Consider the following 15291-nt stretch of genomic DNA (forward strand, 5'->3'; position numbering starts at 1 on the left):
CGGCTCCTCGCAATGACGGTGCTTTTTGGATGCATGCGGGGGCAGGTGACGGGGCAGGTCGCGGCGTCGGAATAGTGGCGCGGCCCGTCCGGGCTTTCGCAGCGGGGGTATTTTGGTCTACAATTACTTTCGTCTGTGGGCGCCCGACAATGCCCGCACACCGTTCTGGAAGAGATCTGCGATCGCCAGTCGATTGGCAGACGCCGAAGGCGCAACATCCGCCCGGAATCGCTCAGGCTACAGGACCGGAACGGTGCAGGAGACACACTCTGGAGAGCGGCCGGAAACGGCCCACCGAAGGGGGCGGTCACGCAGTCCGACAACGGGCTGACGCGACGCAAACTCTCAGGTTTCAGGACAGAGGGGCGGCTGGCAGATTCATTCTGCCGGCCGCCCCTTTTTTTATGCCCGGAGCGCGGCGGCCGGGCCTCGCGGTTCCACCGGCGGATGCCGGCGAGCCGACCACGACACGCAAGCAAGGCGAGAACTAGATGACGACGTTGAAGACAACTCCGCTCCATGCCGCGCATCAGCGCGCGGGGGCCAAGCTGGTCGATTTCGCCGGTTGGGAGATGCCGCTGCATTACGGCTCCCAGATGGAGGAGCACAAGCGGGTGCGCGAATCCGCCGGCATGTTCGATGTTTCGCACATGCAGGTCGTGGATATCCACGGCCCGCAGGCCCAGGCCTTCCTGCGCTATCTGCTGGCCAACGACGTGGCCAAGCTGAAGACCGAGGGTCGCGCGCTGTACAGCTGCATGCTGAACGAGGCCGGCGGCGTGATCGACGACCTGATCATCTACTGGACCGGTGGCGATACCTACCGCGCGGTGGTCAATGCCGCGACGGCCGAGGGCGACATCGCTCACATGCAGGCGGTCGCGAAGGACTTCGACGTGAACGTGGAGCCGCGCCCGGAGTTCGCCCTGATTGCGATTCAGGGCCCGCAGGCGGTAGAGAAGACCCTGCCGCTGTTGCCGGCCGATCTGCGCAATGCGGGGGATCTCAAGCCGTTTTCCGCGGTCTGGAATGACAAGTGGTTTGTCGCCCGCACGGGCTACACCGGCGAAGACGGCTTCGAGGTGATGCTGCCGGCGGAGGAGGCCGACGATCTCTGGGAAAAGCTGAAGGATGCCGGCGTGCACCCCATCGGCCTCGGCGCGCGCGACACCCTGCGCCTGGAGGCCGGCATGAATCTCTACGGCACGGACATGGACGACCAGACCAATCCGCTGACCGCCAACCTGGGCTGGACCATCGCGCTGAAGGATGCCGAGCGCGACTTCATCGGCCGCGCGCCGATCGAGCAGTCGAAGGCCGAGGGCGTGAAGGAACGCATGGTGGGGCTGGTACTGGATGGTCGCGGGGTGCTGCGTGGCGGCACCCGCATCGAAACCGAGGCCGGCGACGGCGTGGTCACCTCCGGCAGTTTCGCGCCCAGTCTGGGCGTGTCGGTCGCGTTCGCGCGTATCCCGGCCGGGGTCGAGGCCGAGCAGCTGCACGCGGACATCCGCGGCCGCAAGCTGCCGGTGCGCGTGGTCAAGCCGGTGTTCGTCCGCAACGGCGAGCCGCAGATCGATCTGCCGAAAAACTGAAGCGAGGATTGCCTCATCCCGCGTGCACCGGACTACACTGCGCAGGCGGGATCTAACAAGCAAAAGGAAGATGTCATGAGCGAAGCACCGAAGGATCTGAAGTACACCAAAAGCCACGAGTGGGTGCGCAGCGAGGCCGACGGCAGCGTGACCGTGGGTATCACCGATCACGCGCAGGAACTGCTGGGCGATCTGGTGTTTGTCGAGGCCCCGGAAGCGGGTAGCACCATCGAGGCCGGCACGGCCTGCGCCACGGTGGAGTCGGTCAAGGCCGCCTCGGATATCTATGCGCCGATCTCCGGTGAGGTGACCGCGGTCAACGAGGACCTGGCCGACAGCCCCGAGAAGGTCAACGAGTCGCCCTTCGAGGATGGCTGGCTGTTCAAGGTGGAGCCGTCCGATGCCGGCCAGCTGGATGCGCTGATGGACGCGGATGCCTATACCGCGCACGTCGAGGCGGAATCCTGAGCGTAGCCGCGTATCACCGGTCCCGGCCGCGTCCGGCCGGGACCCAACCGAACTTCGCCGCAATCGGCGAAAGCGAGACCTGACATGCCGTTTATCCCGCATACCGAAGAAGACATCCGTGCCATGCTCGACAGCATTGGCGCCGAATCCGTCGAGGACCTGTTCGACGAGATTCCCGCCGACCTGCGTGCGCCGCCACTCACGGGGATCCCCGAGGGCGAGAGCGAGATGGGCATCACCCGCCTGATGCAGGAGCGGGCTGCGAAGGACGGCATGCCATCGAATTTCATCGGGGCCGGTGCCTACGAGCACCACATCCCGGCCGCCGTGTGGCAGATCGCTACCCGCGGCGAATTCTACAGCGCCTACACGCCGTACCAGGCGGAGGCCAGCCAGGGCACGCTGCAGCTGATCTACGAATACCAGACGATGATCAGCCGGCTGACCGGGATGGAGGTCTCCAACGCCTCCCTGTATGACGGCGCCTCCGCCCTGGCCGAGGCCGTGCTGATGGCGGTGCGCGTGAATCGCCGTTCCAAGGCCAAGCGCGTGCTGCTGCCGGGGGCGCTGCACCCGGACTATCGCAAGGTGGTGAAGACGCTGATCGGCAACCAGGGCATCGAACTGGTCGAACTGCCGTTCGACGAGACCACCGGCCAGACCCCGGTGGAGGCGCTGGCGCCGTATGCGGACGACGACGTCACCGCCATGGTGATCAGCCAGCCCAACTTCTTCGGCATCCTGGAAGACGTGGATGCCCTGACCGGGTGGGCCGAGGAACGCGGCATCCCGGTTATCGCCGTGGTGAACCCGGTCTCGCTGGCGCTGCTGAAGCCGCCGGGCGAGTGGGGCGCCAATGGCGTGGACATCGTGGTCGGCGAGGGCCAGCCGCTGGGTGCGCCGCTGTCGTCCGGCGGGCCGTACTACGGCTTCATGACCACGCTGAAAAAGCATATCCGGCAGATGCCGGGGCGCATTGTCGGCCGTGCCGAGGACGCCGACGGCAAGCCCGGTTTCGTGCTGACCCTGCAGGCGCGCGAGCAGCATATCCGCCGCTCCAAGGCGACCTCGAACATCTGCACCAACCAGGGCCTGGTGGTGACGGCGTCGACGATCCATATGTCGCTGCTGGGTGACGAGGGCCTGACCCGCGTGGCCGAGGCCTGCTACGCCAACACCCATGCGCTGGTGGAAAAACTGGCCGCCAAGGGCATCAAGCCGCGCTTTACCGGCGAGTACTTCCACGAAGTCGCGCTGGACTTCGGCGGCGATGCCGCGACCCGCGTGCAGACCATGGCCGATGCCGGCGTGCTGGCGGGCCTCGAGCTGAGCCGGGACTATCCGCAGCTGGATGGCTGCGTGCTCGCCTGCGCCACCGAGACCAAGACCGAATCCGACCTGGAGCAGTACGTGACCACTTGGGAGCAGGCCGCCTGAGGCGGTTATCGGCTTCCCACGGTCAACGACACCAAGCGCCATACACATCAAGCCGGGAGGCAACCATGGCCGAAATCAAGCTGCAAGGTAATCCGATCAACACCAACGGCGATCTGCCGCACGTGGGCTCGCCGGCCCCGGACTTCAAGCTGACCAACAAGGATCTGCAGGATGTCTCGCTGGCCGACTTCGGCGACAAGCGCAAGCTGATCTCCATCGTGCCCAGCCTGGATACCCCGGTCTGCGCCGACTCCACCAAGAAGTTCAACGAGATGGTCGCCAGCCGTCCGGATCTCGAGATCCTGATCGTCTCCGCCGACCTGCCGTTCGCGATGAGCCGCTTCTGCGCTGCCGAGAACCTGGAACGCGTGACCGTGCTGTCGATGATGCGCGATCGCAACTTCGCCAAGGACTACGGCGTGCTGATCCAGGACGGCCCGCTGGCCGGGATCACCGCGCGCGCTGTGGTCGTGCTGGATACCGACAACCTGGTGATGCACGCCCAGCTGGTCTCCGAGATCGGCGACGAGCCGGACTACGACGCCGCGTTCGCGGCCCTGGATGATCGGGCCAACCTGAGCCCGACCCAGTAATCGGCCGGAGTCCCTCCGTGCCGCCGGTGGCCGGGCCTGTGCCCGGTCGCCGTCACCCGAATACGCAAGCGAGAAACCGCTATGAGCACCACTGAAGCCAATCTGATCTTCGAACGTTCCCGCGCCGGCCGCTCGGCCGTGGCCCAGGCGCCGCGCGACCACGCCGCGACCCGCATCCCGGCGAATCTGCAGCGCAAGTCCGCCCCGGGTCTGCCGGCGGCCTCGGAACTGGACGTGGTGCGGCACTACACGCGGTTGTCGCAGAAGAACTTCTCCATCGACACCGAGTTCTACCCACTGGGCTCGTGCACGATGAAGTACAACCCGCGCGCCTGTAACAGCCTGGCGATGCTGCCGGGGTTCCTGAACCGGCATCCGCTGGCTCCGGCCAGCCACAGCCAGGGCTTCCTGCAGACGATGTTCGAACTGCAGGAGATGCTGAAGGAAGTGACCGGCATGAAGGCGGTGTCGCTGGCGCCGATGGCCGGCGCCCAGGGCGAGTACACCGGTGTGGCCATGATCCGCGCCTACCACGATTCCCGCGGCGATACCGAGCGCCGCGAGATCATCGTGCCGGATGCCGCCCACGGCACCAACCCGGCGACCGCGATCATGTGTGGCTACGAGGTGCGCGAGATCCCCACCGACGATACCGGTGACGTGGATATCGAGGCCCTGAAGGCCGCCGTGGGTCCGCACACCGCCGGGATCATGCTGACCAATCCGTCCACCGTGGGCGTGTTCGAACGGCGCATCAAGCAGATTGCCGGCATCGTGCACGAGGCCGGCGGCCTGCTGTACTACGACGGCGCCAACCTGAACGCGATCCTCGGCAAGGTGCGCCCGGGCGACATGGGCTTCGACGTGATCCACATGAACCTGCACAAGACCTTCTCCACGCCGCATGGTGGCGGTGGACCGGGTTCCGGTGCCGTGGGCGTGGCCGAACGGCTGCTGCCGTTCATGCCGATCCCGCACGTGATCGAAGCCGAGCAGGGCGGCTACCGCTTTGCCGAGGAATCCGATCGTCCGCAGAGCATTGGGCGCCTGTCCGCGTTTGCCGGGAACGCCGGTGTGCTCCTGCGGGCCTATATCTACATGCGCATGCTGGGGCGCGAGGGCATGGTGCGGGTCTCCGAATTCTCGACCCTGAATGCCAACTACCTGGCGCGCGAACTGGCCGCAGCCGGGTTCGACCTGGCCTATCCCAAGCGCCGTGCCACCCACGAGTTCATCGTGACCATGAAGAAGCAGGCCAAGGAACGTGGACTGACTGCGGGCGATGTGGCCAAGCGCCTGCTCGACCACGGCTACCATGCGCCGACCACCTACTTCCCGCTGCTGGTGCCGGAGTGCCTGCTGGTGGAGCCGACCGAGACCGAGTCGAAAGAGACCCTGGACGGCTTTGTCGAGGCGATGGCCTGCATCCTGGCCGAGTCGGAGAACGACATGGAAACGATCAAGAGCGCGCCACACACGTTACCGAACCGGCGCTTCAACGAAGTGGCCGCCGCCAAGGCGCTGGATGTCGTGTTCCAGCCCGCCAAGGACGGGGACGCCAGCGCGCCGCGCACCGGTACGCACGGCTGACGGGATTCCCGGGGCCGGCCCCGGGCTTCCTGGTTCGTTCGGAAACGCCCCCGCTTGTCGGGGGCGTTTCCGTTTTGCGGGGCAGTAAACGCCTTTTTGTGGGGTCAAGCGGAAACCAGACTTGTTATCTGGTAGTTTTCTGGATTCAGTCTATCAATCCACTGCCAGGTCCGAGGGCAGAAGACACGCCGGGCGTGTCTTTGACGAAGTCTCCGCAAAGAGAGACGCAGACGGACAAGGAACCCGATGAGCGAGATTTGTGCCATCCACGGCTATGCGGCGCTGTTCGAGCATGCGCCGGTGGGGCTGGCCGAGATGGATACCGAGGGGCGCATCCTGCGCGCCAATCCCCGCCTGGGCGCCTTGCTGGCTTGCGATCCGGCGGATCTGACCGCCGCGATCCTGCAAGACTACGTGTGCCCGGACGACCGGGAGCGTTGCGCCGCGCGGCGTCACGCCCTGCTGAACGGGGATTGCAGCACCAGCAGCTTCGAGGCGCGTCTGCTGGAAGCCACCGGCCAGACGCGCTGGGTGGAAATGACCACGAGTCGAATCCCGGCCACCGAGGACTGTCCCGAGGCGCTGCTGGTCGTGATTGCCGACATCGCCGCGCGCAAGGAGGCCGAGCAGCGTACCGAGACCCTGCTGCGTGCCAGTCCCGCGGTGATCTACACCATGGACCCGTCGGACTTCGGCACCATGACCTGGCTCAGCCGCAACGTGCAGGCGGTCACTGGCTGGACACCGGAACAGATCACGACCCAGCCGGACTGGCTGCGGACCCATCTGGCCCCCGAGGATTTTCGTCGCTGTGTCGGCCAGGTGAAGCGCTGGCTGGCCGAGGGCGCGCGCGGATTCTGTCGTCTGAGCTATCGCCAGCGCATGCCCAGCGGGCACTGGCAATGGCTGGAGGATCAGGTGACCGCGATCCGCGACGGTCAGGGCGCGGTCGTCGAACTGGTGGGTGCCTTCCAGGACGTGGGGGCGCGGGTGGAGACCGAGCGCCATCTGGAAAAGATTGCGCACAACATGCCCGGGGTGATCTACCAGTACCGCCAGCACCCGGATGGCCATGCCGCGTTCCCGTATGCCAGTGAGGGCATGGTCGATGTGTACGGCGTGACGCCCGAGGCCGTAATGCTCGATGCCCGCCGCGTCTTCGACGTGATCCACCCGGATGATGTCGACCGTGTCGCCGCCAGTATCGAGGGCTCCATGCGCTGCCTGGAATCGTGGCGTCAGCGCTATCGCGTGCGCCACCCCGAGCGCGGCGAGATCTGGGTGGAAGGGCACGCCAGTCCCGAGGCACTGGAGGATGGCAGTGTGCTCTGGTTCGGGGTGATCCTGGATATCACCGAACGGGTGCAAGCCGAAGAGGTCCTGCATCTGCGCGAGCGCGAGCTGGCCGAGGCCCAGCGCATCGCGCATATCGGCAACTGGGTGTCGGACTTTGCCCGCAACGAGGTTCGCTGGTCGGACGAGGTCTTCCGGATTTTCGGGATGTCCCGCGGTGAATGGGGCGGGACGCACGAGGCCTTTATGCATGCGGTGCATCCGGACGATCGCGAACGGGTCCAGGCCGAGGTGGATGCCTCGCTGGGTGGGGACGGGGCGCTTGATATCGTGCACCGGGTTCTGCGCCCGGACGGCGAAGAGCGTGTGGTGCACGAACGCGGTTATGTAGAGTTCGATGCCGACGGACGCGTCCAGCGGATGATCGGCACGGTCCAGGACATCACCGAACGCCATCATCTGGAGCAGGAGCAGCGTCTGCTGGCGGCGACCTTCGACAGCAGTCAGGCCATCTTCATCACCGATGTCGGGGGTACGATCCAGCGCGTCAATGCGACCTTTACCGAGCTCACGGGATTCACCGAGGAAGACGCGGTGGGCCAGAATCCGCGCATCATGAATTCGGGCCGTCAGGACCGCGGATTTTATGAGGAGATGTTCCACTCGGTGCGTGCAAACGGCCACTGGTCCGGCGAGGTGTGGAACCGGCGCAAGGATGGCCGGATCTTCCCCCTGCACGAGATCGTGACCGCGATCCGGGATGCCAGCGGTGTGATCGAGTACTACATCGCCATGTTCCACGACATCTCGCGGCAGAAGGAGCTGGAGGCTGCGCTGGAATATCAGGCCTTCTACGACACACTGACCGATGCCGCCAATCGGGGCCATTTCGAGGCATTGCTGGAGCAGGAGGCCCGGCGGGCGGAGCGCTATGCGGACCCCTGTTCGCTGGTGATGCTGGATCTGGACCACTTCAAGCGGATCAACGACACCCATGGCCACGACATCGGCGACGAGGTCCTGCGCCGGGTGGTGGCGACGGCCGGCGAACGCTTGCGCCAGTCCGATGTGCTGGGTCGTTGGGGCGGCGAGGAATTCATGGTCATGCTGCCCAGTACCCGGGCCGAAGATGCCTGCCGCCTGGCCGAGGATCTGCGCCGGCAGGTGGCCGCGCTGGATCTGCCCCGGGTCGGGCGGGTGACCATCAGTCTGGGGGTGGCCGAGTGTCGTCGTGGCGAGGCGATCAAGGACTGGATCAAGCGTGCGGACGATGCGATGTACCGGGCCAAGCGCTCGGGGCGCAATCGGGTCGTATGGCAGGATTGACGGCCACGGCCAACCGGCTGAGGGAGACTTGATGGATCCTGCGGGGCATGCAGGCGCCGGCTTGTTCCACCGGGCCGCCGTGGGGTTGGTGTTTCTGGAGGCCAGTGGTCGCATCCATGCGGCCAATGCGCGCCTGGCGGAATGGCTGGGCTGCGCGGCGGACGACCTCCATGGTGTGCGGCTGGCCGATTGTGTGCCGCAGGGGCAACACAAGGCGTTGATGGACGCCCTCGGGCGCGCAGGCTCCGCCGAAGTGACCCTGGAGCTTTCGCTGAGGGCGCCGAACGTCGAGGACGCGACGGCGGTTGCCTGCACGCTGGTGCTGGCGCCCGACCCGGACGGGCGGCTTGCCACCATCCAGCGCCGGGCGCCGGGCGACTCGGCCGCCCAGGTCTACGAACAGACCTTTACCGCCAATACTGCCCCGAAGCTGCTGATCGACCCGGAGGATGGCGCGATCGTCGATGCCAACCCGGCCGCGGAGGCGTTCTACGGCTATTCGGCCGAGGCGCTTAAGGGCATGCGCATCCAGGACATCAATACCCTTTCGGCGGACGAGGTGCATGCGGAGATGGAGCGGGCGGCGCGCGAGGAACGCCGCTTCTTCCGCTTTCGCCACCGCATTTGCGGGGGCGAGATTCGCGATGTCGAGGTGTACTCCGGCCCGGTGGTGCTGGACGGGAACCGGTACCTCTACTCGATCATTCACGACGTGTCGGAGACCCGTCGCTACGAACACGAGCTGGAATTCTACGGCGTGGCCTTCGGTCGCCTTCCGGTGGGGGTTTACCGCAACACCCCGGGGCCGGAGGGCCGCTTTGTCCGTCTCAATCCGGCCATGATGGAGCTGTTCGAGGCCGCCAACGAGATCGAACTGCGCTCGACGCCGGTCCGCGAGCTCTACCGCGATCCGCTCGAGCGCGATGTGTTCAGTCGCGATCTCGAGGCTTATGGGCGGGTGGTCGGTCGCGAAGTGGACCTGAGGACCCTGCGGGGACGGCCCTTCCGTGCCCGGATCACCGCCTACCGGACCGAGGATGCGGATGGCCGGTTCGTGTTCGACGGGGTGATCGAGGATGTCACCGAGCTGCGGGCGGCCGAGGCCTTCCAGACGCGCCTGCTGGGCAGCCTGGCCGAAGGGGTGTTTGGCCTGGATCGCTATGGCCGCTATACCTTCCTGAACCCGGCGGCCTGCCGCCTGCTCGGTTTCGAGAGCGAAGGCGATGCCCTCGGGCGGGACGCGCATTCGACCAACCATCATACCCTGGTGGACGGGACGCCCTATCCGCCCGAGGCCTGTCCGATCTACCGCGTCCTCGAGACCGGCAAACCGCTGGAATCCTGGGACGATCACTTCGCGCGGGCCGACGGCACCCTGTTTCCGGTGAGCGTCTTTAGCGCACCCACGTTCGACGTATCCGGGCGGGTCGACGGCGCCGTGGTCTCGTTCCAGGACCAGACCGCCCGGCGCAAACGCGAGGCCCGACTGCTCAAGGCAACCAGCCACCTGCCCGGGGCGATCTACCAATACCGCCTGTATCCGGACGGGCGGCATGCCTTCCCGTTCGTCAGCGAAGGCGTCCAGCGGGTGTACGGGCTGTCTCCGGACAAGGTCCAGGAGGACGCCGATGCCGCCTTCGCCCGGGTCAACCCCGAGGATCTTCCGCGCATCCAGGCCAGCATCGAGGAGTCGGCGCGCACGCTGGGGCCCTGGCAGGTGCGTTACCGCGTCCGTCACCCGATACGCGGGACGCTCTGGGTCGAGGGCCGTGCGACGCCGGAAGCACCGCGCCGCGACGGCAGCATTGTCTGGCACGGGGTGATGATCGACATTACCGAGCAGGTGGCGATGGAGGAGGCCCTGCGCGAGCGTGGCGAGGAACTGGCCGCGGCGCAGCGCATCGCGCACGTGGGGAGCTGGATCTGGACGATCCAGGAGGATCGCACGCGCTGGTCGGACGAGGTCTATCGTATCTTCGGCCTGCGGCGGGAGGATCGGGAGGCGAACTACGCGGGCTTCCTGCAGGCGGTGCACCCGGACGACCGGGACCGCGTGGCCGCCACGGTGGAATCGGCGCTGGAGACCGGGGATTACGACATTCATTTCCGCGTCCTGCGGCCCGATGGCTGTGAGCGCGTGGTCCACACGCGCGGCGCGGTCGAGCGCGATACCGGGGGCAAGCCCCGACGCCTGATCGGGACGGTGCAGGACGTGACTGCTCGTCGCGCGCTGGAGGAAAATCTGCGCCGTCTGGTCGGGATCCTGGAGCACACCCCCGATGTGGTCGGCATGCACGGGCCGGACGGCAGCATGCTGTTCCTGAATGCGGGTGGGCGTGCCCTGTTCGGTCTACCACCGGCCTCCGGAGAGCCGTGGGACCCCGAGACCGGCTGGAACACAAGGGGCTTGCCGGCCGAGGTGGGGTCCCTGGAGGGCGCGATCCGGCGGTTTCATCCGCCCTGGGCCGCGGACGAAATCCTGCAGGAGGCGGCCCCGGTGGCGGTGCGCGAGGGCATCTGGCAGGGCGAGACCGCCGTACTGGATGGCGAAGGCCGCGTGGTGCCGGTGTCCCAGGTGATCATCGTTCGCCGTGATGATCACGGGCAGGTGCGGCAGATCTCGACCATCCTGCGCGACATCTCGCAACGCAAGGCCGTGGAGGATGCCCTGCGCGAGAGCGAGGCGCGTTTCCGGCAACTGGCCGGCTCCGTGAACGAGGTCTTCTGGCTGCAGGACGAGCATTCGATCCTGTACGTCAATCCGGCCTACGAGCGGGTCTGGGGATACAGTCGTGAGCACGTGTACCGCGACTCGGCCGCGATGCTGGAGGCCGTGCACCCGGAGGACCGCGCTCGGGTGGACGCGGTGTTTCTCTCCGGGGCTTTCGGCGACGGAACGGCCGACGAGACCTTCCGCATACGGCGCCCGGACGGCGAGCAGCGCTGGGTCCGCGTCTGCCGCTACCCGATTGCGGACACCGAGGGTCGGGTGACCCGGGTGGCCGGGACGGCGGTCGATATCACCGAGCTGAAAGCCGCGCAGCAGGAGCTGGAACGCAACCAGGCGGAACTCGAGCGTCAGGCCTTCTATGATCGCCTGACCGGGGTTGCCAACCGGCGCTATTTCGAAAGCCTGCTGGACCGCGAAGTCCGGCGTGCCGAGCGGTATGGACAGGGGTTCGCGCTGCTGATGTTCGATCTCGATCACTTCAAGAAGGTCAACGACACCTATGGCCATGCCACCGGGGATGTGGTGTTGCAGGAGGTGACCCGGGTTGCGGGCGAGCGCCTGCGCAGTGTGGATGTACTCGGCCGCTGGGGCGGCGAGGAGTTCATGGTCCTGCTGCCGGGCGCCGCGGCGGAGGAAGGCGCCCGGGTGGCGGAGTTGGTCCGGGCGCGCGTGGCCGGGCATCCCTTTCCCCGGGTGGGCGAGGTGACCGTGAGCCTCGGCGTGGCGGCATTCCATTCCGGCGAGCCGCGCGGCGAGCTGCTGCGGCGCGTCGACGAGGCGCTCTACCGCGCCAAGCGCGAGGGCCGCAACCGGGTGGCCCTGGCGCCGCCACCCGCCGCATGACGGGACGCACCGAGGGGAATCCAGGTGGCGCATAGTGGCCGGCGGGGCCTGAGTCGGGTGCTGCATGCCTTCGGATATTCCTGGCGCGGGCTGCGCGAGGCGTATCAACACGAGTCGGCGTTTCGTCAGGAGCTGGCGCTGCTCGCGGTATTGCTGCCGCTGGCGATCTGGTTGGGCGAGAGCGGGGTGGAGCGGGCACTGCTGGCCGGCAGTGCCTTGTTGATCCTGGTGGTCGAACTGCTGAACTCGGCGGTGGAGGCGGCAATCGACCGGTTTGGCGACGAGCGCCATCCGCTGTCGGCGCGCGCCAAGGACATGGCCTCGGCCGCGGTGCTGGTCAGCTTCCTCCTGGCGGCGCTGGTGTGGGGGCTGATCCTGCTCTGACCGCGGTGGGCATCCGGGCCTTTTCCCTTTGGTTACCCCGGCCGAAGCGAAGCGCAGAGCCGGGATATCCGGCCTCGGGGGCTGTCCCGGCGTGGGAGATCCCGGATAACCGCTACGCGGTTTCCGGGGTGACGGCACAGGAAGGTGGGGCGGCGATGCGCAGCGTCCGGAGGTGGGGCCGCGTGTCCGTCAGGAGCCGTTATGTGCCATGCAGTCGGTGAAGCCGTCCGCCATACCCTGCATCAGCAGGAACCAGGCATCGGGGCCAGGCTCCAGCTCCGCGCCGATTGGATCGAGCATGCCGAGCCGGGTCCCGGTACCCTCGGCCACGGTTTCCGCCAGCGCCGGGCGAAACTGCGGTTCGGTGAACAGGCAGGCGACATCGCCCTCGGCCAGACGGCCGCGTAGTTCGGACAGCCGGCGGGCCCCGGGCATGCGCGAGGGATCGACGCTGATGGAGCCGGCCGCGTTCAGGCCATAGTGCTGCTCGAAGTACTGGTAGGCGTCGTGAAACACCATGAAGCGCTGGTCGCGTACCGGCGCCAGTTGCTCGGCGATCCTGGCGTCCATCTCGTCGATGCGCTGGAGCAGGCCGTCCCGGTTGTCCCGGATCGTTGCGGCCTGTTCCGGATCGAGTTCCGCGAGGCGCTCCGCAAGCTGTTCGACGATGGCCCGTGCGACGCCCGGCGACAGCCACAGGTGGCTGTCGTAATCGCCATGTGCATGCCCGTGCCCGTCGTCATGCGCGGCGTGTCCATGATTATCCGAGCCGTGAGCATCGTGGTCGTGCGCGTCATGGTCGTGTGCGTGGTCCGCGTGTCCGTTGTGATCGTCGTGGGGATGATCGTCATGCCCATGGCCGCCATCGTCGCCGTGGTCATGATGGCCTTCCCATACGCCCCCGGTGCGGCCCTCCAGAAGATCGAGATCGAGGTCGTGCATCAGGCTGATGACCGTCGCGCGGTCGGCGATCCCGTGCAGCGAGCGCTCCAGAAAGCCCTCGAGCTCCGGACCCACCCAGACCACCAGGTCGGCCTGCTGCAGGCGCCGTGCCTCGGAGGGACGCATGGAATAGCCGTGGGGCGAGGCGCTGGCCGGCACCAGCAGTTCCACCTCGTGGGTGTCGCCGGCCAGCGCGGCAACCAGACTGTGAATCGGTAGAATCGATGCGACGATGCGCGGGCTGTCGGCCTGCGCGGGCGTGGCCACCGTCACCAGAAACGCCAGGGCCAGGAGCAGGGCGAGGAAGGTCGGGCGGCGGGCAGCAAAGCGCATGGGAGGATTCTCCATCGGATTCAATAACGTTATAGTATACCAATATGAATCGCGAAACCCCTTCCCCGCACGCGCAACCGGCGACGGACGCCTCGCCGTTGCTGGCCGCCCGCGACGTCTCGCTGGAACGCGGCGGGCGGGTGATCCTGGATCATGTCTCGGTCCAGGTGCGGCCGGCCGAGGTGACCGTGGTGATCGGCCCCAACGGGGCGGGCAAGACCTCGCTGTTGCGAGTGCTGCTGGGACTGTGGAAGCCGGGACAGGGCCGGGTACAACGCCGGCGCGGGCTGCGCATCGGCTACATGCCGCAGCGCCTGCAGATCGAGCCGGTGCTGCCATTGTCGGTGCGGCGTTTTCTGACGCTGCGCCAGCGGGCCCCGGAGGCCGTCCTGCGCGAAGGCCTGGAGCGGGTCGGCGTGCCGCATCTGCTGCACAAGCCGGTGCAGTCGCTTTCCGGCGGCGAGATGCAGCGGGTGCTGCTGGCGCGCGCCCTGCTCAATCGCCCGAACCTGCTGGTGCTGGACGAGCCCGCCCAAGGGGTGGATATTGTCGGCCAGGGCGAGGTGTTCAAGCTGATCGATGACATCCGCCACGAGACCGGCTGCGGGGTGCTGATGGTGTCGCACGACCTGCACCTGGTGATGGCCGGGGCCGACGCGGTGATCTGCCTGAACCAGCATGTGTGCTGCACCGGCCGGCCGGAGGAGGTATCGCGGCATCCCGAGTACCAGCGCCTGTTCCCGGAGACGGACATGCAGGGGATCGGCGTCTACCGGCACGATCACGACCACGTGCACGATGTGGCCGGGGATGTACACGAACATCACACCGGCTGCGGCCATGCCCACCGGCCCGGTCCCGGGGGCGATTCCCGATGATGGATGGCCTGCTCGACGATTTCCTGATTCGTGCCCTCCTGGCGGGGCTGATGGTGGCCGCCGTCGCGGGGCCGCTGGGGGCCTTTGTGGTCTGGCGCCGCATGGCCTATTTCGGCGATACCGTGTCCCATTCGGCGCTGCTGGGCGTCGCGCTGGGCGTGTTGCTGGGGCTGAATCTCAACCTGATGGTCACGCTGGTGTGTGTGGCGATTGCCATCCTGCTGGTGCTGCTGCAACGGCGCCAGGAACTGGCGTCGGACACCCTGCTCGGGATCCTCGCGCACAGCGCCCTGTCGCTGGGGATCGTCGCGGTGACGTTCATCGAGGGGCTGCGGGTGGACCTGATGGCCTACCTGTTCGGTGACATCCTTGCGGTCGGCACCGGGGACCTGCTGTCCATCGCCATTGGCGGGGGCGTGGCCCTGCTGTTGTTGATCCTGCTGTGGCGCCCGCTGCTGGCGCTGACGGTGCACGAGGAGCTCGCCCAAGTGGAGGGTGTGCCGGTGCTGCTGGTGCGGCTGGGCCTGATGCTGCTGATCGCGCTGGTGATCGCGGCGGCGATGCAGGTGGTCGGCGTGCTGCTGATCACGGCGCTGATGATCATCCCGGCGGCCAGTGCGCGGCGCTTTGCGGCCACCCCCGAGCAGATGGCGATCCTCGCCGGCATCATCGGCATGCTGGCCGTGGGGGCCGGGCTGTGGGGCTCCTTCCAGTACGACACCCCGACCGGCCCGACCATCGTGGTCGCCGCGATGCTGGGCTTTATCCTGGTCCACCTGCTGCCCGGCCGCCTGATCCCCCACTTTGGCGGGCGCTGACAACACCGTTCTTCACTACGAAGCGCACGAAGGCACGAAGAACGGGCTAAGGATCCGGGC

At 67.1% G+C, this 15291-nt stretch carries 11 protein-coding genes and 2 riboswitches; of the genes, 10 read left to right on the forward strand and 1 reads right to left on the reverse strand.

Annotated elements, in window-relative coordinates; all coding sequences use genetic code 11:
- Positions 1-156: 156 nt before the first annotated feature.
- A riboswitch (glycine riboswitch) is annotated at positions 157-258 on the forward strand.
- Position 259: 1 nt separating this feature from the next.
- A riboswitch (glycine riboswitch) is annotated at positions 260-371 on the forward strand.
- A gap of 120 nt (positions 372-491) precedes the next feature.
- The 8 genes from gcvT to TVD_RS04135 all read left to right on the forward strand — a co-directional run bounded on the left by gcvT (position 492) and on the right by TVD_RS04135 (position 12260).
- Positions 492-1595: a glycine cleavage system aminomethyltransferase GcvT gene (gcvT, locus tag TVD_RS04100; protein ID WP_047250881.1), complete on the forward strand. Its 1104-nt coding sequence runs from the start codon at positions 492-494 to the stop codon at positions 1593-1595.
- Positions 1596-1670: 75 nt separating this feature from the next.
- Positions 1671-2063 carry a glycine cleavage system protein GcvH gene (gene gcvH / locus TVD_RS04105; RefSeq protein WP_018169373.1) on the forward strand — a complete coding sequence of 131 codons (393 nt, stop codon included), beginning with the start codon at positions 1671-1673 and terminating at the stop codon, positions 2061-2063.
- An 84-nt stretch (positions 2064-2147) separates the two neighbouring features.
- Positions 2148-3500 carry an aminomethyl-transferring glycine dehydrogenase subunit GcvPA gene (gcvPA, locus tag TVD_RS04110; protein ID WP_018176401.1) on the forward strand — a complete coding sequence of 451 codons (1353 nt, stop codon included), beginning with the start codon at positions 2148-2150 and terminating at the stop codon, positions 3498-3500.
- A 65-nt stretch (positions 3501-3565) separates the two neighbouring features.
- Positions 3566-4093: a thiol peroxidase gene (gene tpx / locus TVD_RS04115; RefSeq protein ID WP_047250882.1), complete on the forward strand. Its 528-nt coding sequence runs from the start codon at positions 3566-3568 to the stop codon at positions 4091-4093.
- Between the two features lie 81 nt (positions 4094-4174).
- Positions 4175-5683, forward strand: a complete 1509-nt coding sequence (gene gcvPB / locus TVD_RS04120; protein WP_047250883.1) for an aminomethyl-transferring glycine dehydrogenase subunit GcvPB — start codon at positions 4175-4177, stop codon at positions 5681-5683.
- A gap of 246 nt (positions 5684-5929) precedes the next feature.
- Positions 5930-8302, forward strand: coding sequence for a sensor domain-containing diguanylate cyclase (locus TVD_RS04125; protein ID WP_047250884.1), 2373 nt, complete (start codon positions 5930-5932; stop codon positions 8300-8302).
- 31 nt (positions 8303-8333) lie between these two features.
- Positions 8334-11876 carry a PAS domain S-box protein gene (locus TVD_RS04130; RefSeq protein ID WP_047250885.1) on the forward strand — a complete coding sequence of 1181 codons (3543 nt, stop codon included), beginning with the start codon at positions 8334-8336 and terminating at the stop codon, positions 11874-11876.
- A 24-nt stretch (positions 11877-11900) separates the two neighbouring features.
- Positions 11901-12260 carry a diacylglycerol kinase gene (locus TVD_RS04135; protein ID WP_026182146.1) on the forward strand — a complete coding sequence of 120 codons (360 nt, stop codon included), beginning with the start codon at positions 11901-11903 and terminating at the stop codon, positions 12258-12260.
- A 189-nt stretch (positions 12261-12449) separates the two neighbouring features.
- On the opposite strand, the gene TVD_RS04140 is transcribed toward TVD_RS04135, so the two are convergent.
- Positions 12450-13535: a zinc ABC transporter substrate-binding protein ZnuA gene (locus tag TVD_RS04140; protein ID WP_047250886.1), complete on the reverse strand. Its 1086-nt coding sequence runs from the start codon at positions 13533-13535 to the stop codon at positions 12450-12452.
- A 44-nt stretch (positions 13536-13579) separates the two neighbouring features.
- On the opposite strand from TVD_RS04140, the gene znuC reads away from it, so the two are divergent.
- The gene (gene znuC, locus TVD_RS04145; protein ID WP_047250887.1) at positions 13580-14413 is read left to right on the forward strand and encodes a zinc ABC transporter ATP-binding protein ZnuC; all 834 of its coding nucleotides are present in this window, start codon (positions 13580-13582) and stop codon (positions 14411-14413) included.
- On the forward strand, positions 14410-15231 hold the full coding sequence (gene znuB, locus TVD_RS04150; RefSeq protein WP_024325872.1) for a zinc ABC transporter permease subunit ZnuB: 822 nt from the start codon (positions 14410-14412) through the stop codon (positions 15229-15231). The genes znuC and znuB overlap by 4 nt, the downstream gene beginning before the upstream one ends.
- Positions 15232-15291: the final 60 nt, after the last annotated feature.

This window comes from Thioalkalivibrio versutus, assembly GCF_001020955.1.
Lineage (GTDB): Bacteria > Pseudomonadota > Gammaproteobacteria > Ectothiorhodospirales > Ectothiorhodospiraceae > Thioalkalivibrio > Thioalkalivibrio versutus.

Coding starts and splice junctions, on each gene's coding strand:
- TVD_RS04130 (WP_047250885.1), top strand. CDS start 8,334: ATGGATCCTGCGGGGCATGCAGGCGCCGGCTTGTTCCACCGGGCCGCC.
- gcvPB (WP_047250883.1), top strand. CDS start 4,175: ATGAGCACCACTGAAGCCAATCTGATCTTCGAACGTTCCCGCGCCGGC.
- gcvPA (WP_018176401.1), top strand. CDS start 2,148: ATGCCGTTTATCCCGCATACCGAAGAAGACATCCGTGCCATGCTCGAC.
- gcvH (WP_018169373.1), top strand. CDS start 1,671: ATGAGCGAAGCACCGAAGGATCTGAAGTACACCAAAAGCCACGAGTGG.
- znuC (WP_047250887.1), top strand. CDS start 13,580: ATGAATCGCGAAACCCCTTCCCCGCACGCGCAACCGGCGACGGACGCC.
- znuB (WP_024325872.1), top strand. CDS start 14,410: ATGATGGATGGCCTGCTCGACGATTTCCTGATTCGTGCCCTCCTGGCG.
- TVD_RS04140 (WP_047250886.1), bottom strand. CDS start 13,535: ATGCGCTTTGCTGCCCGCCGCCCGACCTTCCTCGCCCTGCTCCTGGCC.
- tpx (WP_047250882.1), top strand. CDS start 3,566: ATGGCCGAAATCAAGCTGCAAGGTAATCCGATCAACACCAACGGCGAT.
- gcvT (WP_047250881.1), top strand. CDS start 492: ATGACGACGTTGAAGACAACTCCGCTCCATGCCGCGCATCAGCGCGCG.
- TVD_RS04125 (WP_047250884.1), top strand. CDS start 5,930: ATGAGCGAGATTTGTGCCATCCACGGCTATGCGGCGCTGTTCGAGCAT.